18 protein-coding genes, 1 pseudogene and 1 riboswitch are annotated in these 20,301 nt (G+C 74.4%); of the genes and pseudogenes, 10 read left to right on the forward strand and 9 right to left on the reverse strand.

The window, feature by feature from the left end; all coding sequences use genetic code 11:
- Positions 1–215 precede the first annotated feature (215 nt).
- The 4 genes and pseudogenes from F4562_RS36760 to F4562_RS32530 all read right to left on the reverse strand — a co-directional run.
- Positions 216–353 (reverse strand): annotated as a pseudogene (locus tag F4562_RS36760) (pectate lyase); the annotation flags it as partial.
- Between the two features lie 242 nt (positions 354–595).
- Entirely contained in the window at positions 596–1,414 is an 819-nt protein-coding gene (locus F4562_RS32520; protein WP_184546762.1) for an SAM-dependent methyltransferase, read from the reverse strand.
- Between the two features lie 96 nt (positions 1,415–1,510).
- Positions 1,511–2,338 (reverse strand): SAM-dependent methyltransferase, encoded by an 828-nt coding sequence (locus F4562_RS32525; RefSeq protein WP_312872191.1) that lies wholly within the window; start codon positions 2,336–2,338, stop codon positions 1,511–1,513.
- Positions 2,339–2,594: 256 nt separating this feature from the next.
- On the reverse strand, positions 2,595–3,095 hold the full coding sequence (locus F4562_RS32530) for an ATP-binding protein (protein WP_184546757.1): 501 nt from the start codon (positions 3,093–3,095) through the stop codon (positions 2,595–2,597).
- Between the two features lie 231 nt (positions 3,096–3,326).
- On the opposite strand from F4562_RS32530, the gene F4562_RS32535 reads away from it, so the two are divergent.
- From F4562_RS32535 to F4562_RS32545, 3 genes are all read left to right on the forward strand, one after another.
- On the forward strand, positions 3,327–3,563 hold the full coding sequence (locus tag F4562_RS32535; RefSeq protein WP_184546755.1) for a DUF397 domain-containing protein: 237 nt from the start codon (positions 3,327–3,329) through the stop codon (positions 3,561–3,563).
- 138 nt (positions 3,564–3,701) lie between these two features.
- A complete protein-coding gene (locus F4562_RS32540; RefSeq protein ID WP_184546753.1) occupies positions 3,702–4,619 on the forward strand; it encodes a Sco1979 family transcriptional regulator in 918 nt (305 codons plus the stop codon).
- A gap of 186 nt (positions 4,620–4,805) precedes the next feature.
- A complete protein-coding gene (locus F4562_RS32545; RefSeq protein WP_184546751.1) occupies positions 4,806–6,320 on the forward strand; it encodes an SDR family oxidoreductase in 1,515 nt (504 codons plus the stop codon).
- On the opposite strand, the gene F4562_RS32550 is transcribed toward F4562_RS32545, so the two are convergent.
- Complete coding sequence (locus F4562_RS32550; protein WP_184546749.1) at positions 6,313–6,786, reverse strand: low molecular weight protein-tyrosine-phosphatase; 474 nt, start codon at positions 6,784–6,786, stop codon at positions 6,313–6,315. The two genes, F4562_RS32545 and F4562_RS32550, sit on opposite strands and share 8 nt — an antisense overlap.
- Before the next feature lie 235 nt (positions 6,787–7,021).
- On the opposite strand from F4562_RS32550, the gene F4562_RS32555 reads away from it, so the two are divergent.
- From F4562_RS32555 to cobM, 5 genes are all read left to right on the forward strand, one after another.
- Complete coding sequence (locus F4562_RS32555) at positions 7,022–7,420, forward strand: TIGR03618 family F420-dependent PPOX class oxidoreductase (protein WP_184546747.1); 399 nt, start codon at positions 7,022–7,024, stop codon at positions 7,418–7,420.
- 3 nt (positions 7,421–7,423) lie between these two features.
- Positions 7,424–7,996: a peptide deformylase gene (gene def / locus F4562_RS32560; RefSeq protein WP_311734235.1), complete on the forward strand. Its 573-nt coding sequence runs from the start codon at positions 7,424–7,426 to the stop codon at positions 7,994–7,996.
- A gap of 88 nt (positions 7,997–8,084) precedes the next feature.
- Positions 8,085–8,483 (forward strand): PPOX class F420-dependent oxidoreductase, encoded by a 399-nt coding sequence (locus F4562_RS32565; protein WP_221207741.1) that lies wholly within the window; start codon positions 8,085–8,087, stop codon positions 8,481–8,483.
- Complete coding sequence (cbiE, locus tag F4562_RS32570; protein WP_184546743.1) at positions 8,476–9,792, forward strand: precorrin-6y C5,15-methyltransferase (decarboxylating) subunit CbiE; 1,317 nt, start codon at positions 8,476–8,478, stop codon at positions 9,790–9,792. Before F4562_RS32565 ends, cbiE begins: the two co-directional genes overlap by 8 nt.
- Positions 9,789–10,532: a precorrin-4 C(11)-methyltransferase gene (cobM, locus tag F4562_RS32575; RefSeq protein WP_184546741.1), complete on the forward strand. Its 744-nt coding sequence runs from the start codon at positions 9,789–9,791 to the stop codon at positions 10,530–10,532. The genes cbiE and cobM overlap by 4 nt, the downstream gene beginning before the upstream one ends.
- A 149-nt stretch (positions 10,533–10,681) precedes the next feature.
- On the opposite strand, the gene F4562_RS32580 is transcribed toward cobM, so the two are convergent.
- Positions 10,682–11,755, reverse strand: a complete 1,074-nt coding sequence (locus tag F4562_RS32580) for a cobalt-precorrin-5B (C(1))-methyltransferase (RefSeq protein WP_184546739.1) — start codon at positions 11,753–11,755, stop codon at positions 10,682–10,684.
- A gap of 62 nt (positions 11,756–11,817) precedes the next feature.
- On the opposite strand from F4562_RS32580, the gene F4562_RS32585 reads away from it, so the two are divergent.
- A complete protein-coding gene (locus tag F4562_RS32585) occupies positions 11,818–12,591 on the forward strand; it encodes a cobalt-precorrin-6A reductase (RefSeq protein WP_221207765.1) in 774 nt (257 codons plus the stop codon).
- On the opposite strand, the gene F4562_RS32590 is transcribed toward F4562_RS32585, so the two are convergent.
- The 3 genes from F4562_RS32590 to cobG are packed head-to-tail and all read right to left on the reverse strand — an operon-like array spanning position 12,579 to position 16,182.
- On the reverse strand, positions 12,579–14,105 hold the full coding sequence (locus tag F4562_RS32590) for a precorrin-2 C(20)-methyltransferase (RefSeq protein ID WP_184546735.1): 1,527 nt from the start codon (positions 14,103–14,105) through the stop codon (positions 12,579–12,581). The genes F4562_RS32585 and F4562_RS32590 overlap by 13 nt on opposite strands.
- An 8-nt stretch (positions 14,106–14,113) precedes the next feature.
- Positions 14,114–14,740, reverse strand: coding sequence for a precorrin-8X methylmutase (locus tag F4562_RS32595; protein ID WP_184546733.1), 627 nt, complete (start codon positions 14,738–14,740; stop codon positions 14,114–14,116).
- Positions 14,737–16,182: a precorrin-3B synthase gene (gene cobG / locus F4562_RS32600; protein WP_311734233.1), complete on the reverse strand. Its 1,446-nt coding sequence runs from the start codon at positions 16,180–16,182 to the stop codon at positions 14,737–14,739. The genes F4562_RS32595 and cobG overlap by 4 nt, the downstream gene beginning before the upstream one ends.
- Positions 16,183–16,228: 46 nt before the next feature.
- Positions 16,229–16,402: riboswitch (cobalamin riboswitch) on the forward strand.
- A 109-nt stretch (positions 16,403–16,511) separates the two neighbouring features.
- On the opposite strand from cobG, the gene cobN reads away from it, so the two are divergent.
- A complete protein-coding gene (cobN, locus tag F4562_RS32605; protein WP_184546729.1) occupies positions 16,512–20,192 on the forward strand; it encodes a cobaltochelatase subunit CobN in 3,681 nt (1,226 codons plus the stop codon).
- The last annotated feature ends 109 nt before the right edge of the window (positions 20,193–20,301 follow it).

A 20,301-nucleotide genomic window follows, 5' to 3' on the forward strand; every position in this document is an offset into this window, starting at 1 on the left:
TCTTCCATCCGGGCCGTACCTGGTCCGTCGTCCGGCGTCCGTCGTCCGGAGCCCGTTGCCTGAGCCGGACTACTTGCGGGTGATGTCGGACTCGGAGTACAGGCAGTGGGTGCCGTCGGGTCCGGAGCCGAGCTTGGTGGGCTCGCTGCCCTTGGGCACGCCCTGTACCTCTCGCAGATGGTGGCGCTGCCGTACACGATGATCCGGCTGAAGCGCGCGGTGTCGCCCCAGTTGGAGTTGATCCCGGCCGGCGCCTTTGTGGAACCGGCGGTGACGCCGTCCATGACCACGTGCCGCTGGTAGGAGCTGGAGCAGTTGCCGCAGGCCCGGTAGAGCCTGCCCGCGCCGTGCACCTGGAAGTTCCTGATGGTGAGCCTGCCGGCGCCGTTGTGCTGGAAGACCTTGTTGGAACCGGAGACGCGCGGCGGGCGATGAGGCCGGTGGACACCCGGGAGCGGGAAGCCGCTGCTCCGTCACTGCCCGGAAACCGGCGAGCCGGACGGGGAGGCCGCACTGTCCCGCCACGCGGGCGATGAAACTTTCACCGGCCGCCTCGGAGGGGGTCCGGCTTGCGGGCCGGCTCCCCCTTCAGGGGTCAGTGTCCGGTCTTGCGGGCGACCCCGCCCATGGACCACGTCTTCTGGCGGCCCAGCGTGGACAGCGGGTTGTCCGGGCGCCAGTGGCGGGCGTACACCAGCCCCGGCTCGACCAGCTCCAGCCCGTCGAAGAAACGCAGCACCTCGGCGCTGGTGCGGGAGGCGTCCTCGGCGCGGCCGAGAACCTGCCGGTAGACGTCGACCAGCGGACCGGCCGCCTCCGGACGCACGTCGAAGACGGCGTGGCCGATCACGAAGTAGCTGCCGGCCGCCACCGCGTCGCGCAGCACGGACACGCTCTTGAACGGGTCGTCCTCGTCGGGGATGAACTGCAGCGCGGATCGGATGATGACGGCCACCGGCAGGTCGAGGTCGACGAGCCGCCGCAGTCCGGGGTCGGCGAGCAGGGCATCCGGATTGAGGACGTGCCCCTCGACGACGGCGGTGCGGTCGTCGGTGGCGAGCAGGGCACGGGCGTGCGAGAGCACGACCGGGTCGGCGGCCACGTAGGCCACCCGCGCTCCGGAATCGAGGGAGCGGGCCACCTGGTGCACGTTGTTCTGCGTGGGCAGACCCGAGTCGATGACGACGAACTGGGTGACGCCCTCCCCGACGAGGAAGCGCACCGCCCGCCCGATGAAGGCGTTGGCCTCCCTGGCCATGTCCCTGACCTCGGGGGCGATGGCGAGCACCTTCTCGGCCGCGCGACGGTCGGCGGCGAAGTTGTCCTTGCCGCCGAGGAAGTAGTCGTTCATCCGGGCGACGTTGGGCACGCTCGTGTCCAGGCCCGGCCCGGACCGCCGGGTCGCGTCGCTCATGTGCCGTCTCCTCCGCTCGTGACACCGGGCGACGACGTTCGCGAACGGGTGTCAGGGCAAGATCCCGAGGCTGGAACCCCGGTTTCAGCGGGGATTCTATCCCTTCCGCCCGATCCCGCCGACGACCCACACCGCGTCCGGGTGGTGTGGCCCCGGCCCGTCGGGCCGCCACCGCGGGAGGTGGACCACGCCTGGCTCGACCAGTTCCAGTCCGTCGAAGAAGACCTCGACCTCGGCTCTGCTCCGCAGGTTGGCGCGGTACGGCCCGGTGACCGACCCCTGCCTCTGGTAGAGGGCGGCGAGCCGGGCGGTCCTGTCCGGGCACAGATCGCGGACCGCGTGCGACAGGGCCAGGTAGCCGCCCGGCGCCATGGCCTTCTGCAGACCGGTGGTGATCTGCATGGCTTGCACGTCGTCGGTGACGTCGGTCAGGACGGAGAAGAGCAGGAACGCCACGGGCCGGCCGAGGTCGATCGTCGCGGTGAGCCGGGGATGGGTGAGGAGCCGTTCCGGGTCACGGGCGTCGGCCTCGACGACCGTGACCACGCTCTCGTCCTTCAGCAGCGCTCTGGCGTGTGTGACGACCATCGGGTCGTTGTCGACGTAGACCACCCGTGCGTCCGGTGCGACGGTGTGCAGGACCTGGTGCACGCTGTCCCGGGTCGGCAGGCCGCAGCCGATGTCGACGAACTGACGGACGCCGGCCCCGGCGAGGAAGCCGACCGCCCGCCGGAGGAATCTGCGGCCCTCCCGGGCCAGGACGGGAAGCTCCGGGGCGATGGCGAGCGACGCCCGCGCGGCCTCCCGGTCGGCGGCGAAGTTGTTCTTGCCGCCGAGGAGGTAGTCGGTTATCCGGCTCACGCTCGGAACCGCGGGGTCGAATCTGGGGCGCTCAGGCGGGGGCGACGCCATGTCGTCCTCCATCGGGGGTGCGAGTCTCAGCGGAGACTATCGGCCCGCCCTGCGGTGTGGCGTATTTTCGCCCTCTGTCCTTTTTCTCCTGGCGGTCTCCTCCGCGGTGCCCGGTCCCTCCCTTCGGCGTTCTCCGCGCTGTGCCTGAACCGGCGCCCGAATCGGTGCCCCCACCCTGCCCGCGGCGCATCCATGGCGTGTCCATGGCGTGTCCGTGTGCGCGACGCGGCGCCGAACCGGGACGGCGGCCCCGGGGCGTGCCGGCCGGTCAGTGGCAGGCTTCCAGGTGCCGAGGCGCGGGGGGAAGGGCGAAGACCGCCCAGACGGCCTTGCCGCGCGTCTCCAGCGGAGCCCAGCCCCACGTCTCGCTCACTCCTTCGACGAGCTGCAGTCCCCGGCCGTTCTCCGCCTCGTAGTCCGGCTCGCGCAGGCGGGGTGCCTGGTCGCTGGGGTCGGTGACCGCGCACAGCACGGAACGCTCGGTGCGGCACAGGACGACCCGTACGTCGGGGGCGGGGCGAGGGTCGAGGAGGCTGTGGGTGCCGTGCCGTACGGCGTTGGTCACCAGTTCGGCGAGCACGACGCCGGTGTCGTCGATCAGCGACTCCAGTTCCCAGGACGTCAGTGCCCTGGTGGCGAACTCGCGGGCGGTCCGTGCGGCACAGGGGTCGTGGCGCAGGCTCCGCACGGCCATCTGTATCTGCCCGACGTGGCCTTCGCCGCCGGCCCATGGGGGCAGGCCGTTGGGCGGGAGGACGTGATCGAGCATCGACAACCACCGTTCCCACCCGCCGACCTCGGCTCGGACGGGGGTGGCTTCATGTCTTGGGTAACCAGGCATCGGCGACCTTGGGGGAGGCGTGACGATCACATAACAGGGCAATCCGCTTAGTCATCTTGCATGCCGTGTTGTGCATAAGCAAGTACAGATGCACGTGCATCTGCACAAAAGGTCTATGCTCGTCTCGTCGTTCCCCTGCCTGATCGGTGAGAGGCGAGGATGAATCAGCCGTACAACGGCATGTCGGCCACGCTGATGGAAGGCGTCGCCTGGCGCAAGAGTCGCTTCAGCAATCCCAGCGGGAACTGCGTGGAGCTCGCCGAGCTGCCCGGTGGCGACGTCGCCATGCGCAACTCCCGGGATCCCGAGGGGGCGGCGCTGATCTACACCCGGAGTGAGATCGACGCGTTCGTCCGAGGGGTCAAGCGGGGGGACTTCGACGATCTGATCGCCTGAGCGGGTGGTGTCCCACGGGGCGGTAATGAAAGAATAAAATTCTATATAGCCTGAGGAAGGCGAGCGGAGTACGGTGAAGGCTCGCGATCGCCACGAAGAGTGGGCGAAGGCTCGCGTTTCGCGTCCGAAGGACTATAGATGATCACACCTCACGCCGATGGCGAGCCGGTGAGCCTGAGCTCCATGATCGCGCCACAGGCCAGCTCCACCGTGCTGAGGATCGTGCTGGGCGCCCAGCTGCGCCGCCTGCGCGAGGGACGCGACATCACCCTCGAGGAGGCGGGACGCGCCATCCGCGCCTCGCACTCGAAGGTCAGCCGGATGGAGCTCGGCCGGGTCGGCTTCCGGATCCGCGACGTGGCCGACCTGCTCACGCTCTACGGAGTGATCGAGGAGGACGACCGCCGCCCCCTGCTCTCCCTGGTCGAGAAGGCCAACCAGCCCGGCTGGTGGCACAACTACAACGACGTCCTGCCCTCCTGGTTCGAGACCTACGTCGGCCTGGAGGAGTCGGCCGCCGGCATCCGCAACTACGAGGTCCAGTTCGTGCCGGGGCTGCTGCAGAGCGAGGGGTACGCCCGGGCCGTGGTCCGGCTCGGCTTCCCCGGCGCCGCGCCGCAGGAGGTGGAGCGCCGGGTGCGGTTGCGCCTGGCCCGGCAGAAGCTCCTGCACAGGCCCGACCCGCCCCACCTGTGGGCCGTGCTCGACGAGGCCGTGCTGCGCCGTCCCCTCGGCGGCGCCGAGGTGATGTGCGAGCAGATCGACCACATCCTCCAAGCGCTCGAGCTGCCCAACGTCACCGTCCAGATCGTGCCGTTCAGCGTCGGCGGCCACGCGGCGGCCGGCGGTCCCTTCAGCATCCTGCGCTTCTCCCAGCCGGACCTGCCCGACGTGGTCTACATGGAGCAGCTCACCAGCGCCGTCTACCTGGAGAAGCGCGACGACGTCGACCGCTACCTGGAGGTCATGGAGCGCCTGTGCATCGAGGCCGAGCCGGTCACGCGCACCCGTGACATCCTCGTCGAGATCCGCGGGGAGCTCGCCCGGCGGCGGTGAGCGGCCCGGCCCGCCGTCCGGCCGCCGTCGGGAGATCGGCCTGCCGCCGACCGCCCAGCCCGCCCAGCCCGCCTCGCCCGCCCTCTGGCCTGGCCCGGCCCGGCCCGCCGTTCGGAGATCGGGCCCGCCCGCCCGGCGCGGTGACCGTCCGGCAACCGGACGGCGGGGCCGTACGAAGATATCCAGATGAGATGTCTTGTCACCGGCGCCACCGGATACATCGGCGGCAGGCTCGTCCCCGAACTGCTCGACGCCGGGCACGAGGTCCGTTGCATGGTCCGCTCGGCGGGTCGCCTGCGCGACCAGCCCTGGGCCTCCCGAGTCGAGATCGCCGAGGCCGACGCCACCGACCCGGAGCGGACCGGCGCGGCCCTCGACGGCGTCGACGTGGCCTACTACCTCATCCACACGATGGGCGGCGGCCCCGGCTTCGCCGCCGCCGACCGGGAGGCCGCCGCCGTCTTCGCCGCCGCGGCCGAGCGGGCCGGTGTGCGCCGCGTCGTCTACCTCGGCGGCCTGGCGCCCGACGACGGGCTCTCACCGCACATGCGCTCCCGGGCCGAGGTCGCAGAGATCTTCCTCCGCTCCGCGGTGCCCGCCGTGGTGCTGCGGGCGGCGGTCATCATCGGGTCCGGTTCGGCCTCCTTCGAGATGCTGCGCTACCTGACCGAGCGGCTGCCGGTGATGACGACCCCGCGCTGGGTGGGCACCCGGACCCAGCCCATCGCGATCCGCGACGTGCTGCGCTACCTCGTCGCCTGGGCGGACGTCGCGGAGGAGGTCAACCGCTCCTTCGACATCGGCGGCCCGGACGTGCTGACCTACGCCGACATGATGCGCGTGTACGCCGAGGCCGCCGGGCTGCCTCGCCGGCTCATCATCCCGGTGCCGCTGCTCAGCCCCGGCCTGTCGAGCCACTGGGTGGGCCTGGTCACGCCGGTCCCGGCGGCACTGGCCCGGCCGCTGGTGGAGTCGCTGCGCAACGAGGCGATCTGCCGCGAGCACGACGTCGCCCGCTACGTCCCCGACCCGCCGGGCGGCCTGATCGGGCTGCGGCAGGCCGTCGAACTGGCCCTGCAGCGGATCAGGGAGGCCAACGTCCTGACCCGCTGGTCCTCGGCCTCCACTCCGGGAGCGCCGAGCGACCCGCTGCCCACCGACCCAGGCTGGGCGGGCGGGAGCCTCTACCGGGACGCGCGGGCCCGCCCGGTGGCGGTCTCCCCGCAGCGCCTCTGGACGGTCGTCGAGGCCATCGGCGGCGAGACGGGCTGGTACTCCCTGCCCGTCGCCTGGCGGCTGCGCGGCCTCCTCGACCGGCTGGTCGGCGGCGTGGGCCTGCGCCGCGGGCGGCGCGACCCCCACCGGCTCCGGGTGGGCGACGCGGTCGACTTCTGGCGGGTCGAGGAGGTCGAGCCGGGACGCCTGCTGCGGCTCCGCGCCGAGATGCGCCTGCCCGGCCTCGCCTGGCTGGAACTGCGGGTGCTCCGGCACCGGGGCCGGACCGTCTACGGCCAGCGTGCGATCTTCCATCCCCGGGGGCTGGCCGGGCACCTGTACTGGTGGGCGGTCACGCCCTTCCACAGCCTGGTCTTCGGCAGCATGCTGCGCAACGTCACGGCCGCGGCCGAGCGCGGCGACCCGGCGGCCCCCCGCGGGGAGCGGCAGGAGGACCCCCGGGCGGTCCGGGGCAGCCTCACCTGAGCTTCTTCGCCAGGTGTTCGGCCAGGCCCACGGAGGCGGCCTCGACCATCCGCAGCACCTCGGCGAAGCCCTCCTGCTCGCCGTAGTAGGGGTCGGGGACCTCGGCGCCTTCCGGGGCGCCCGGGTCGAACGAGCGGAACAGCCGCACGTCGGCGCCGTCGGGGGCCAGGCGGCGCAGCGCCCGCAGGTTCTCCCGGTCCATGGCCAGCACCAGGTCGACCTGTCCGTACCAGTCGGCCTGGAACTGCCGGGCCCGGTGCAGGGAGCCGTCGTAGCCGCGCGCGGAGAGCGTCGCGGCGGCACGTTCGTCCATCGGCCCGCCCTGGTGCCAGCCGCCGGTGCCGGCGCTGTCGACGGTCACCAGGTCACCCAGACCGTGGTCGTCGAGGGTCTTCCTCAGCACGATCTCCGCCATCGGGGAGCGGCAGATGTTTCCCATGCAGACCAGGCATATGCGGTAGCTCATGCCTAACAGGATGCCGTCCCCGCCGCGGCGCCGTGTCACCGCGTCACCCGTACGGCCCGTCATCCGCCACGCGCCGCCCGCCGTCCGCGTGCCGCCCATGCGGCCCCGCCGCGATCCCGCCGCGATCCCGCTGCGGTGCCGCCTCCGGCGTCGTCTTCCGGGGGGCGGTGGAATGGATCACTCCGGCGTGATGTTCGATTGCCTCATAGGTACCGTTCACAACACGGAGGTTGTCGTGGGGAAACTGAGCGAGGAAGCCAAGGAGCTGCTCAGGCAGCCCATCCACGCCTGGGTGACCACCGTCAGGCCCAACGGGTCGCTGCACAGCACCGTCGTCTGGGTCGACGTCGACGGTGACGACGTCGTCTTCAACACGGCGGTCGGCCGGGCCAAGGAGCGTCACCTGCGTGAGGACCCCCGGGTGTCGGTGAGCGTCCTCGACCCCAAGGACGCCTTCCACCTGGTGAGCGTCTCGGGCAAGGCGCGCCTGGAGCTGGATGGCGCCGACGAGGTCATCGACCGCCTGGCCGGCAAGTATCTCGGCGTGGAGACCTACCCCTACCGGCAGCCGGGCGAGCAGCGCATCACGGTGCGCGTCACGCCCGACGAGGTCATCTTCAGCCCGGGGAGCTGAGCGGTGGCGCCACGCGGACGCGGCGAGGGCGACGAGTACGCCGGAGGCGCGGTCATGCCGATCCGGTACGTCGGCGACCCGGTGCTGCACCGGCCCTGCCGTCCGGTCACCGGCTTCGACGAGGAACTGGCCGGGCTCGTCCGGGACATGTTCGCCAGCATGTACGCCGCCGAGGGTGTGGGGCTCGCGGCCAACCAGATCGGCGTCGACCTTCGGGTGTTCGTCTACGACTGCCCCGACGCCACCGAGGAGTGGCGCAAGGGCGTCGTCGTCAACCCGACCCTGGTCCTGCCCGAGCCCGCCGACCGCACCGTCGCCGAGTACGAGGAGGGCTGCCTGTCGGTCCCCGGGCAGCGGGCCGAGCTCGGCCGGTCCGACCGCGCGGTCGTGCACGGCTTCGACGTCACCGGGGCGTCCCTGATGGTCGAGGGCACCGGCCTGCTGGCCCGGTGCCTGCAACACGAGACGGACCACCTCGACGGCCGCCTCTACATCGACCTGCTGCCGGCCGGGCACCGAGAGCGGGTCCTGGCCGACTACGAACGAGACCGCGGCCGACCGGCGGAGAAGGGCTGACCGCTCCACCCGGCGGAGGCGGTCCTCCGCCGGGTTCCGCACCCGGCTAGCATGTCGCCGTCACATCGACCTCGGGAAAGGCTGGGTGTTGAAGGATCCCGGAGAGGGCTTCCGCGCCTTCTGGCGTGAGCGCCACCTCTGCACGCTGACCACCGTGCGCGCCGACGGCACGCCGCACGTCGTCCCGGTGGGGGTGACGCTCGATGTGGAGTCCGGCATCGCCAGGGTGATCACCTCGGGTGCTTCGGCGAAGGTCCGCAACGTCCTCGCCTCCGGCGGCGAGACGGCCGGGGGTGCCCCGGTCGCGGTCTGCCAGGTCGACGGCTCCCGCTGGTCGACCTTGGAGGGGCGTGCGACGGTCCGCACCGACCCCGGGTCCGTCGCCGACGCCGAGCGCCGCTACACCGAGCGTTACAAGCCGCCCCGCGACAACCCCGCCCGCGTCGTGGTCGAGATCCGCGTCACCCGGGTGCTGGGCAATGTCTGACCCCGTGCTCCCCACTGACCCCGCAGCCCCCGTGGTCACCGTGGTCGGCGTCGGGGCCGACGGCTGGGCCGGTCTCTCCGAGACGGCGCGGCGCGAGCTGCGCGCCGCCGAGGTCCTGATGGGAAGTGCCCGCCAGCTCGCCCTGATCCCCGGGCCGCCGGACGTCGAACGCGTCGCCGAACGCGTCACCTGGCCCTCGCCGCTGCTGCCGGCGCTGCCCGGCCTGATCGCCTCCCACCGGGGCCGCCGGGTGTGCGTGCTGGCCAGCGGCGACCCCATGTTCCACGGCATCGGCACCACCCTGGTCCGGTTGCTCGGCGCCGACCGGGTCCGCGTCCTGCCGCACCCGTCGTCGGTCTCGCTCGCCTGTGCCCGCCTCGGCTGGGCGGCCGACCGCCTCGACGTGGTCAGCCTCGTCACCGCCCCCGTCGAGACGCTGCACGGCTGGGTGCACGACGGCCGCCGGATCCTGGTCCTCAGCGCCGACGGCCGCACCCCCGCCCGGGTCGCCGGGCTGCTCGCCGCGCGCGGGTACGGCGGCAGCCCGGTGACGGTCCTGGAACGGCTGGGCGGCCCCGGGGAACGTGTGATCTCGGGTACGGCCGCCCTCTGGTCGCTGCCCTCGGCGCATGACCTCAACGTCGTCGCCGTGGAGTGCCTGGCGGACGCCGGGACCGTCGCGCTGCCCCGCGTCCCCGGCCTGCCCGACGACGCCTACGAGCACGACGGCCAGCTCACCAAGAGCGAGGTGCGCGCGGTGACCCTGTCCCGGTTGGCGCCCGTCCCCGGGCAGCTGCTGTGGGACGTCGGCGCCGGCGCCGGCAGCATCGGGATCGAGTGGATGCGCGTCCACCCGGACAACCGGGCGGTCGCGGTGGAGTCCCGTCCCGGCCGGGCCGCGGTGGTCGCCCGCAACGCCGCCCGGCTGGGCGTGCCCGGCCTGACCGTGGTCACCGGCGCCGCCCCGGCCGCGCTGGACGGCCTGGAACGGCCCGACGCCGTGTTCGTCGGTGGCGGGGTCACCGTCCCCGGCGTGGTCGAGGGCTGCTGGGAGGCGCTGCGGCCTGGCGGCAGGCTCGTGGCCAACGCGGTGACCGTCGAGTCGGAGGCCGTGCTGGCCTCCTGGTTCGGCGCGCTCGGCGGCGACCTGGTCCGGCTCTCGGTCGGCAGGGCCGCCCCGGTCGGCGGTTTCACCGGGTGGCGGCCCATGATGCCCGTGACGATCTGGACCGCGGTCAAGCCGCCCGCCGCGCGGGAACCGCTCGAATCACCGGGAGTACCCACCTCACCGGGGGAGGACGTGCGATGACGGTGCGTTTCATCGGGGCCGGGCCCGGCGCCGCCGACCTGATCACCGTGCGGGGGCAGCGGGCCCTGGCCTCGGCACCCGTGTGCCTGTACGCCGGGTCACTGGTCCCGGCCGAGCTGCTGGAGTGCTGCCCGCCGGACGCCCGGCTGGTCGACACCGCGAAGATGACCCTGGAGGAGATCGTCGGGGAGATGCTCGCCGCGCACCGCGCCGGGCACGACGTGGCCCGGCTGCACTCCGGCGACCCGTCGGTGTTCAGCGCGATGGCCGAGCAGATGCGGCGGCTGGACGCCGCGGGTGTGCCCTACGAGGTGGTCCCCGGCGTGCCCGCGTTCGCCGCCGCGGCGGCGTCGCTGAAGCGGGAGCTCACCGTGCCGGGCGTCGGCCAGACCGTCGTGCTGACCCGCACCGCGGCGCGCGCCACCCCCATGCCGGACGGGGAGGACCTCGGCACGCTCGGCCGCAGCCGCGCCACGATGGTCCTGCACCTGGCCGTGCAGCGGATCGAGGCGGTCACGGCCGAGCTCGTCCCCGCCTACGGGGCCGACTGCCCGGTGGCCGTGGTGGCCCGGGCCAGCAGGGACGACGAGGTGATCCTGCGCGGCACCCTGGCCGACATCGCGGGGAAGGTCCGGGAGGCGGGGATCCTGCGCACCGCGGTGATCGTCGTCGGCCGGGTGCTGACCGCCTCGGAGTTCCCCGACAGCCACCTGTACTCCGACGCCCGCTGCCGTGACTGAACCCTCGCCGCCCCCGTCGCCCACAACCCACGGCGCGACCGGCCCTCGCGTTCCCGGGTCCGGACGGCCGGCGGGCGCCGCGCACCGCCCGGCCGGACCCGCCGTGCGTGCCTCCGCCGGGACGTCCGGCCGCGCGGCCCGGCCGCGGGTCAGCCGGCGCGGCCGACGACGACCCCCGCGCGGTCGATGACCACCACGTCCACCGTGACCGGTGCGCCGCGCAGCACCTCGGCGGCCGTACGGCGGGCCCGCTCGGCGACCAGGTCGCCCAGCGGCAGGCCCGCCTCCTGGCACAGGCGCAGTGCGTGCAGCGCGGTGTTCGCCGCGGACACCCGCCCGGCCAGCTCCTCCCCGCCGCCCGCGGAGCGCACGAGCCCGGCGAGCATGCCGAGGTCGACCTGCGAGCGTCCGGAGTGAAGGTCCAGATGGCCGTCGGCGAGCTTGGACAGCTTGCCGATGCCCCCGGCGACGGTCAGCCGGGGGACGGGATGCCTGCGCAGATATTTCAGCACGGCGCCCGCGAAGTCGCCCATGTCCAGCAGGGCGTCCTCGGGGAGCCCGTACAGCTCGGCGGCGACCCGCTCGGAGGTGCTCCCGGTGCACCCGGCGACGTGGGTGCGGCCCGCCGCCCTGGCCACGTCGATGCCGCGCCGGATGCTGTCGATCCAGGCCGAGCACGAGTACGGAACCACGATGCCGGTGGTGCCGAGGATCGACAGCCCGCCCAGGATGCCCAGGCGCGGGTTCCAGGTGCGCCGGGCCAGCTCCTCGCCGTCCTCCACCGAGATCTCCACGACCACGTCGCCGCTGCCGCCGTGCCGGGCGGCGACCTCGGCGACGTGCTCGCGCATCATCTGCCGGGGCACCGGGTTGATCGCGGGTTCGCCCACCGGGAGCGGGAGACCGGGTTTGGTGACGGTGCCGACCCCGGGCCCGGCGGTGAAGACCACCCCGCTGCCGGGGGCGCCGTGCCGGACGGTGGAGCGGATCAGCGCCCCGTGCGTCACGTCGGGGTCGTCCCCGGCGTCCTTGACCACCGCGGCCATGGCGTACCCGGCCGCCAGCTCCTCCCGGGCCAGCGCGAACGCCGGCCGCTGCCCCTTCGGCAGGGTGATCTCCACCGGGTCGGGGAACCCGCCGCCGAGCAGCGCGGTGTAGGCGGCGGTGGTCGCCGCGGTCGCGCAGGCGCCGGTGGTCCACCCGTGGCGCAGGGACGCGCTCATGCCGTGGGCGCCGATCGGTACGGCGGGGCGACGTCCCGCGACGGAGGAGAGGAGACGGAGTGCTGAACATCCTGGTGCTCGGCGGCACGGACGAGGCCAGGCGGCTGGCCGCCGCGCTCGTCGGGCGTCCCGGGACGCGCGTGGTGTCGTCCCTGGCAGGACGGGTACGCGACCCGAAGCTGCCGGTGGGGGAGGTGCGCGAGGGTGGCTTCGGCGGCCCGGACGGCCTGGCATCGTGGCTGGTCGAGCACCGCGTGGACGTCGTGGTGGACGCCACGCACCCCTTCGCCGCGCGGATGACCGCCTCCGCGGCCGAGGCGTCGACCCGCGCCGGCCTGCCGCTGCTGATCCTGCGGCGGCCGGGCTGGCGGGAGGGCCCCGGCGACGACTGGCGCTGGGTCCCCTCCCTCGCCGCCGCCGCCGAGCTGCTGCCCTCGCTGGGGGAGCGGGTGTTCCTGACCACCGGCCGGCGGAGCCTGCCGGTCTTCGCCGGGCTGGACGGCCTGTGGTTCCTGGCCCGCTCGGTCGACCCGCCGGAGCCGCCGATGCCGCGCCGGGTGGAGGTGCTGCTCAGCCGGGGCCCGTTCACCGTCGAGGGCGAGCTGGCCCTGATGCGCGAGCACCGCGTCGAGGTGCTCGTCACCAAGGACAGCGGCGGTGGGATGACCACCGCCAAGCTGGCCGCCGCCCGCGAGCTGGGCCTGCCGGTCGTGGTCGTCCGCCGCCCGGCCGCGCCGGACGGCGTGCCCGCCGTGGAGACCGTCGAGGCGGCCCTGTCCTGGCTGGACTCCACGACCGGCCCGGCCGCCGCCGGCGCGGACGATCATGCCGGGTAGCGGCGGGGGGTGAACACCACCCGGCGGCCGTCGCCCCGCTCGACCACCCGCGTGGTCGACGACCCCACCAGCAGCAGGCAGCGCATGTCGATCGAGGCCGGGTCGAGCTCTCCGAGGGTGGTGATCGTGAGGCTCTCGGCGGGCCCGCCGACGTCGCGGCCGACGACCACGGGCGTCTCGGGTGCGCGGTGCTCCAGGATCAGGTCCCGCGCGGCGGCCACCTGCCAGGTGCGGCTCTTCGACGCCGGGTTGTAGATCGCCAGGACCAGGTCGGCCCCGGCCGCGGCGCTGATCCGCCCGGCGACGACCTCCCACGGCTTGAGCAGGTCCGACAGCGATAGCACGCAGTAGTCGTGGCCCAGCGGCGCCCCGGCCCGGCCGGCCACGGCGTGCGCCGCGGTCAGGCCCGGCAGCACCCGCACCGGCACGTCCGCGAACCGTGGCTCGCACGCCACCTCCAGCACCGCGCTGGCCATCGCGAACACCCCGGGATCACCCGAGGAGACCACGGCCACGCGCGACCCGGCCGCGGCCAGCTCCAGCGCGTGCGCGGCGCGTTCGGCCTCCACCCGGTTGTCGGTGGGGTGGCGGCGCTGGCGCGGGTTCGGCGGGATCCGGTCGAGGTAGGGGCCGTACCCGACGAGCTCGTCGACGCCGGCCAGCGCCTCCTGCGCCTCGGGCGTCAGCCACGGCCGCCCGGCCGGGCCGAGCCCGACCACGACCACCTCGCCGCGGGTGCCCACGACGGGGGCGGGGGCGGGGGCCGCCTCCGCCGCCGCGGACGCGGGACCGGCCGCGTTGACCGGGCTCGGGATCAGCGCCAGCGAGAAGTACGGCACACTGTCCGGGTCCACCTCGGCGAGCGGGGCCAGACGCTGCTGCCCGGTGGTGGCGCGCTCCACGTACCACGCCTCGTCCAGCCGCCCGGCCTCTGCCAGCGCGTCGCGGACCTTGGTGAACGTACGGCCGAGCTTGAGCACCGCGGCCGAGTCGGTCGCCGCGAGGCGCTCGGCGAGCACGGGGGCGGGGAGCGTCCCCGGCAGCACGGTGAGGACCTCGTCCCGCTCGACCAGCGGTCGGCCGAGGACCGCGGCGGCGCCGCTGACCGACGTCACGCCCGGCACCACCTCGGTGACGTAGCGGTGCGACAGGCGTTTGTGCATGTGCATGTAGGAGCCGTAGAAGAGCGGGTCGCCCTCGCACAGCACCACCACGTCGCGTCCGGCGTCCAGGTGGGCGGCGAGCCGCACCGCGCAGTCGGCGTAGAAGTCGTCGATCGCCCCCTGGTAGCCGCCGGGGTGGTCGGTGGTCTCGGTGGTGAGCGGGTAGATCAGGGCCTCCTCGATCTGCCCCTCCCGCAGGTACGGCGCCGCCACCGAGCGGGCGATGCTCCGGCCGTGGCGGGCGCTGTGAAAGGCGATCACGTCCGCCGCGCCGATGAGCCGGGCCGCCTTGACGGTCACCAGCTCGGGGTCTCCAGGCCCGAGTCCCACGCCCCACAGCCGTCCGGTCACGTTGCCGCTCACTCCTCTTCACTCGCGATCGCGTTGACGGCGGCGGCGGTCATCGCGCTCCCGCCCCGGCGGCCGTGCACGACCAGGTACTCAAGGCCCGCCGGGTGTTCGGCGAGGGCCTGCTTGGACTCGGCGGCGCCGATGAACCCGACCGGGACGCCGAGCACGGCGGCCGGTCGCCCGGCACCTTCCTCGACCATCTCCAGCAGCCGGAACAGCGCGGTCGGCGCGTTGCCGATCGCCACCACGGAGCCCGCCAGCCGGTCGCGCCACAGCTCCAGTGCCGCGGCGCTGCGGGTGGTGCCCAGCCGCTCGGCGAGCTCCGGCACCCGGGGGTCGCCGAGGGTGCACAGCACCTCGTTGCCGGCGGGCAGCCGGCGGCGGGTCACCCCCGAGGCGACCATCTGGGCGTCGCAGAGCACCGGCGCGCCGGCGCGCAGGGCCGCGCGGGCCGAGGCCACGACCCCCGGGGACCAGGCGAGGTCGGTCACCAGGTCGACCATGCCGCAGGCGTGGATCATGCGGACCGCGACCCGGGCGACGTCGGCGGGCAGGCCGCCCAGGTCGGCCTCGGCGCGGATGGTGGCGAACGAACGGCGGTAGATCTCCGCGCCGTCGCGGACGTAGTCGATCACAGGTCCCCTCTGGCGGCCGCCAGCGCGGCCGCGGTCTCCTCGATGCCGGCACAGGTCAGGCCGGTGCCGTCCAGCTCCACGCGGTAGCCGTCGCCGGTGGCGACCACGTCCGCGACCCGTCCTCTGGGCCGGCCGCAGCGTCTGCCGCAGCCCGCCCAGTGCACGGGGAGCGTACCGGTGCCCGGCGCGCCGCCCGCGACCGCCCCACCGGCTCGGGCGACGACGAGGGCGGCGTCGGCGCGGACGTCGGCCAGCGACTTGGCGCAGCCGGGACGGCCGGCGCAGGCCGTCACCCCGATCCACGGCGAGGCGGGGTCGGCGACCAGCCCGGCGGCGGTGAGGCGGGCGGCGGTGGCGGCGACCTCGTCCGGCGGCAGGCCGGGCAGGACGGCGCCGCGCCACGGCGTGAGCCGGATCTCACCGCCCACGGCGGCGTCCGCGAGCGCCTCGGCCTGCGCGGCGGTCAGCCGTCCCAGCGGCACCGCGACCCCGAGCGCGACGCGGGTGCCGTCCCGGCTCGGGAAGACCCCGACGGGCCCGAGAGTCACCGGCTCGGCCCTCACCGGCCCGATCTCCGGACCGGTGCCGGTCCCCGGTTCGCTGCCGGTCCCCACCGGCCCGCCCCCCGGACCGCTGCCGGTCCCCGGCCCGGGCCCGGCGGTCCCGTACCGGGACGGGCCGTCGTCCGCCGCGGAGGACGCGGGAACCCCGGCACGCGGTACGAGGGCCGCCCGCACCCGGGCGGTGACCCGGGCGGCGCCGTCCCGGAGCTCGGAGATCCGCCAGGCGGTGACGCCCTGGGCCGCCTGCTCGGCGAGGAAGGCGTCGGCGGCGGCCAGCAGGGCCGTCACGGCCTCGCCCAGCGGGACGCGTATGCCGGTGTCCACCCCCGCGACCAGCAGCGCGGCCTCGTCCACGCCGGTCGGCAGGACGGCGGCGTCGGCGCCGAGCCCGGCCACGTCCCCGCGTCCGTCGTCGAGGGCGAACATGAACCGGCCGGGCAGGGCGGCCAGGGCGGGACGGGCGCACAGCCGCCGGTCGAGCTCGTCCACCAGGGGCGTCACGTCGGCGACCCCGGCTCCGTCCAGGCCGCTCAGCGGGGAGGCGAGGACGTTGCGCACGCGCTCGTGGGTGGCGGACGGCAGCAGGCCGGCGGCGGCCATCCGGGTGGCGAAACCGTTCCCGGCGCCGTCTGAGGTGCCATCTGAGGGGCCGTCCGAGGGGCCGAGGCCGCGGACCTGGACGTTCGCCCGCGAGGTCAGCTCGATGACGCCGCTCCCGTACGAGGAGGCGGCCTCGGCGAGTTCGCGCAGGCAGAAGGGGGTCAGCCGCCCGCCGGGCACCCGGACGCGCGCCAGGCCGCCGTCGGCGGCGGCGTGCGTCTGAAGGGCTCCGGGGCAGGCATCGAGTCGCGATCGTCCGGGAAAGTCGGCAATGGCCACGGACAGGATGTTAATGCCAGTTTCTTGCAATGAGCCGGACTGCCGTAGTGTCATCGGTGGCGACGGCAAAGGGAGGAAGCCGGTGCGAGTCCGGCGCGGTCCCGCCACTGTAACCGGGGAGCGAACCCCACCCGGGCCACTGTCCGACGGTCGGACGGGAAGGCCGGGGTGAGCACCGATCCGGCAGCCAGGAGACTCCAGCCGTCGTGGCCGACGACGACCCGGGGCGAGGACCCCGAGTGAGGAAGCTCCGTGCGCTTTTCGCCCTTCCCCCGCCACACCGTGGCATCGCTGAGCCGTACCGTCCCGTCCTCCCTGGAGCGTGGCGCGTGATCCTCCTGCTCTCCACCTCCGACACCGACCTGCTGAGCGCCCGCGCGAGCGGCGCGGATTACCGGCTGGGCAACCCCGCCCGGCTCACCGCCGACGACCTCCCGGCGCTGGTCGAGGGCACCGACCTGGTCGTGGTCCGCCTGCTGGGCGGGCGCCGCGCCTGGGAGGAGGGCCTGGACGCGCTGCTCGCCGGGCCCCGGCCCGTCGTCGTCCTCGGCGGCGAGCAGGCGCCGGACGCCGAGCTGATGGAACTGTCCACGGTGCCCGGCGGCGTCTGCGCCGAGGCGCACGCCTACCTCGCCCACGGCGGGGCGGCCAACCTGACCGAACTCCACCGGTTCCTGTCCGACACGCTGCTGCTCACCGGCCACGGGTTCGCCCCGCCCGCCCCCACCCCCACCTGGGGTGTGCTGGAGCGTCAGGCCCGCCGCGAGGACGGGCCGGTCGTCGGGGTGCTCTACTACCGAGCCCACCACGTGGCGGGCAACACCGCCTTCGTCGAGGCGCTCTGCTCGGCGATCGAAGACTCGGGCGGCCGGGCGCTGCCCCTGTACTGCGCGTCCCTGCGCGCCGCCGACCCCGGCCTGCTGGAGGCTCTGCGCACGGTCGACGCCCTGGTGGTGACCGTGCTCGCCGCGGGCGGCACCCGCCCGGCGACCGCGTCCGCCGGGGGCGACGACGAGGCGTGGGACGTCGGCGCCCTCGCCGAGCTGGACGTGCCCGTCCTGCAGGGGCTCTGCCTGACCGGCAGCCGCTCGCAGTGGGAGGAGAACGACGACGGCCTGTCCCCGCTGGACGCCGCCACCCAGGTCGCGATCCCCGAGTTCGACGGACGCATCATCACCGTGCCGTTCTCGTTCAAGGAGATCGACGAGGACGGGCTGACCGTCTACGTCGCCGACCCCGAGCGGGCCGCCCGCGTGGCGGGCATCGCCGTGCGGCACGCCGCGCTGCGGCACGTCCCGCCCGCCGAGCGGCGGCTGGTGCTGATGCTGTCGGCCTACCCCACCAAGCACGCCCGCATCGGCAACGCCGTCGGCCTGGACACCCCGGCGAGCCTCGTGCGGCTGCTGGCCGCGCTCCGGGAGCACGGCTACGACATCGGCGCCGAGGGCGAGCTGCCCGGGGTGGCCGAGCAGGACGGCGACGCGCTGGTCCACGCCCTGATCGCCGCGGGCGGGCAGGACCAGGACTGGCTGACCGAGGAGCAGCTCGCCGCCAACCCGGTCCGCATCGGCGCGGGCCGCTACGCCGAGTGGTACGGCACGCTCCCCGGCGACCTGCGTGCCCGGATCGAGGAGCACTGGGGCCCGCCGCCCGGTGAGCTGTTCGTCGACCGCTCGCGCGACCCGGAGGGCGAGATCGTGCTGGCCGCGCTGCGCGCCGGCAACGTCGTCGTCATGGTGCAGCCGCCCCGCGGATTCGGCGAGAACCCCATCGCGATCTACCACGACCCCGACCTGCCGCCCAGCCACCACTACCTGGCGGCCTACCGCTGGCTGTCCGACGGTTTCGGCGCTCACGCCGTGGTCCACGTGGGCAAGCACGGCAACCTGGAGTGGCTGCCCGGCAAGTCCGCCGGCCTGTCGGCCTCCTGCGGGCCCGACGCCGCCCTCGGCGACCTGCCGCTGATCTACCCGTTCCTGGTCAACGACCCCGGCGAGGGCACCCAGGCCAAGCGCCGTGCCCACGCGACCCTGGTCGACCACCTCGTCCCGCCGATGGCCCGCGCCGACACCTACGGCGACATGGCCCGGCTGGAGCAGCTCCTCGACGAGCACGCCTCCATCGCCGCGATGGACCCGGCCAAGCTGCCCGCGATCCGCGCGCAGATCTGGACGCTCATCCAGGCCGCCCGGCTCGACCACGATCTGGGCATCGAGGACCGCCCGCACGACGCCGAGTTCGACGACTTCCTGCTGCACGTCGACGGCTGGCTGTGCGAGGTCAAGGACGTCCAGATCCGCGACGGCCTGCACGTGCTGGGCGTCGCCCCCGAGGGTGCCGCGCGGGTCGACCTGGTGCTGGCGATGCTGCGCGCGCGGCAGGTGTGGGCCGGCAGCCAGGCGCTGCCCGGCCTGCGCGAGGCCCTGGGCCTGGCCGAGGACGGCACCGCCGCCCGGATCGGCGTCGACGAGGCCGAGGCGCTGGCCCGTGCCCTGGTCGAGGGCATGGAGGCCCGGGGCTGGGACGCCGCCGCCGTCCCCGAGGTGACCGCCGCCGTCCTGGCCCCCGCCGAGGCGGGCGTGGCGCCTTCCGCCGGGACCGGCGCGGAGACCCCCGCCGTCGCGTCCCTCCCCGGCGGGGCGGGCCCGGAGCGGATCGGCCAGGTGGAGCGGATCCTGCGCTTCGCCGCCGACGAGGTCGTGCCCCGGCTGGCGCGCACCACCGACGAGATCGACGCGATCCTGCACGCCCTCGACGGTGGGTACGTCCCGGCCGGGCCGAGCGGGTCACCGCTGCGCGGCCTGATCAACGTGCTCCCCACCGGGCGGAACTTCTACTCGGTCGACCCCAAGGCCGTGCCGAGCAGGCTGGCGTGGGAGACGGGCCAGGCGATGGCCGAATCGCTGCTGGAGCGCTACCGGGCCGACACCGGCGACTGGCCGCGCTCGGTCGGGCTGTCGGTGTGGGGCACCAGCGCCATGCGCACCGCCGGGGACGACGTGGCCGAGGTGCTGGCGCTGCTCGGCGTGCGTCCGGTCTGGGACGAGGCCTCGCGCCGTGTCACCGGCCTGGAGCCGATCCCGGCCGGGGAGCTCGGCCGCCCGAGGGTGGACGTGACCGTCAGGATCAGCGGTTTCTTCCGCGACGCGTTCCCACACGTCGTCGCGTTGCTGGACGACGCCGTGCGGCTCGCGGCCGGGCTGGAGGAACCCGGGGAGGTCAACTACGTCCGCGCTCACGTGCTCGCCGACCGGGCGGTCCACGGCGACGAGCGCCGGGCCACCATGCGGATCTTCGGCTCGCGGCCGGGCGCCTACGGGGCCGGGCTGCTGCCGCTGATCGACAGCCGCAACTGGCGCGACGACGCCGACCTCGCCGAGGTGTACGCGGTCTGGGGCGGGTTCGCCTACGGCCGGGGCGTCGACGGGGTCCCGGCGCGCGAGGACATGGAGAGCGCCTACCGGCGGATCGCGGTGGCGGCCAAGAACGTCGACACCCGCGAACACGACATCGCCGACTCCGACGACTACTTCCAGTACCACGGCGGCATGATCGCCACCGTCCGGGCGCTCACCGGCAAGGCCCCGGCCGCCTACATCGGTGACAGCACCCGGCCGGACGCGGTCCGGACCCGCACGCTCTCCGAGGAGACGTCCCGGATCTTCCGCGCCCGGGTGGTCAACCCCCGCTGGCTGGCCGCCATGCGCAGGCACGGCTACAAGGGCGCCTTCGAGCTGGCCGCGACCGTCGACTACCTGTTCGGCTACGACGCCACCACCGGCGTGGTCGCCGACTGGATGTACGACAAGCTGGCCGCGACCTACGTGCTCGACCCGGAGAACCAGGAGTTCATGGCCCGCTCGAACCCCTGGGCCCTGCACGGCATCGCCGAGCGGCTGCTGGAGGCGGCCAACCGGGGCATGTGGGAGCACCCCGATCCGGACGTGCTGCGGGGCGTGCAGGAGGTCTACCTGAAGTCCGAGGGAGACCTGGAGGACGGCGGCGCCTGACCCCGCCGCGGTGGGTGCCCGGCCGCGCGGCCCGGCACCCACCGCGGCCGGCGGTCTCCGCGCGCAGTGTCCCCACGCAGTGTCCCGGAGTGCCCGGCTCCGGGGCCGG

The sequence above is a fragment of the Streptosporangium becharense genome, from assembly GCF_014204985.1.
Taxonomy (GTDB): Bacteria; Actinomycetota; Actinomycetes; order Streptosporangiales; family Streptosporangiaceae; genus Streptosporangium; species Streptosporangium becharense.

Bases quoted from the DNA above. Each gene is read 5' to 3' on its own strand.
- cbiE (WP_184546743.1), top strand. From the start codon at position 8,476: ATGTCTGACCCCGTGCTCCCCACTGACCCCGCAGCCCCCGTGGTCACC.
- F4562_RS32525 (WP_312872191.1), bottom strand. From the start codon at position 2,338: ATGGAGGACGACATGGCGTCGCCCCCGCCTGAGCGCCCCAGATTCGAC.
- F4562_RS32535 (WP_184546755.1), top strand. From the start codon at position 3,327: ATGAATCAGCCGTACAACGGCATGTCGGCCACGCTGATGGAAGGCGTC.
- F4562_RS32550 (WP_184546749.1), bottom strand. From the start codon at position 6,786: ATGAGCTACCGCATATGCCTGGTCTGCATGGGAAACATCTGCCGCTCC.
- F4562_RS32545 (WP_184546751.1), top strand. From the start codon at position 4,806: ATGAGATGTCTTGTCACCGGCGCCACCGGATACATCGGCGGCAGGCTC.
- F4562_RS32580 (WP_184546739.1), bottom strand. From the start codon at position 11,755: ATGAGCGCGTCCCTGCGCCACGGGTGGACCACCGGCGCCTGCGCGACC.
- F4562_RS32530 (WP_184546757.1), bottom strand. From the start codon at position 3,095: ATGCTCGATCACGTCCTCCCGCCCAACGGCCTGCCCCCATGGGCCGGC.
- F4562_RS32520 (WP_184546762.1), bottom strand. From the start codon at position 1,414: ATGAGCGACGCGACCCGGCGGTCCGGGCCGGGCCTGGACACGAGCGTG.
- F4562_RS32540 (WP_184546753.1), top strand. From the start codon at position 3,702: ATGATCACACCTCACGCCGATGGCGAGCCGGTGAGCCTGAGCTCCATG.
- cobM (WP_184546741.1), top strand. From the start codon at position 9,789: ATGACGGTGCGTTTCATCGGGGCCGGGCCCGGCGCCGCCGACCTGATC.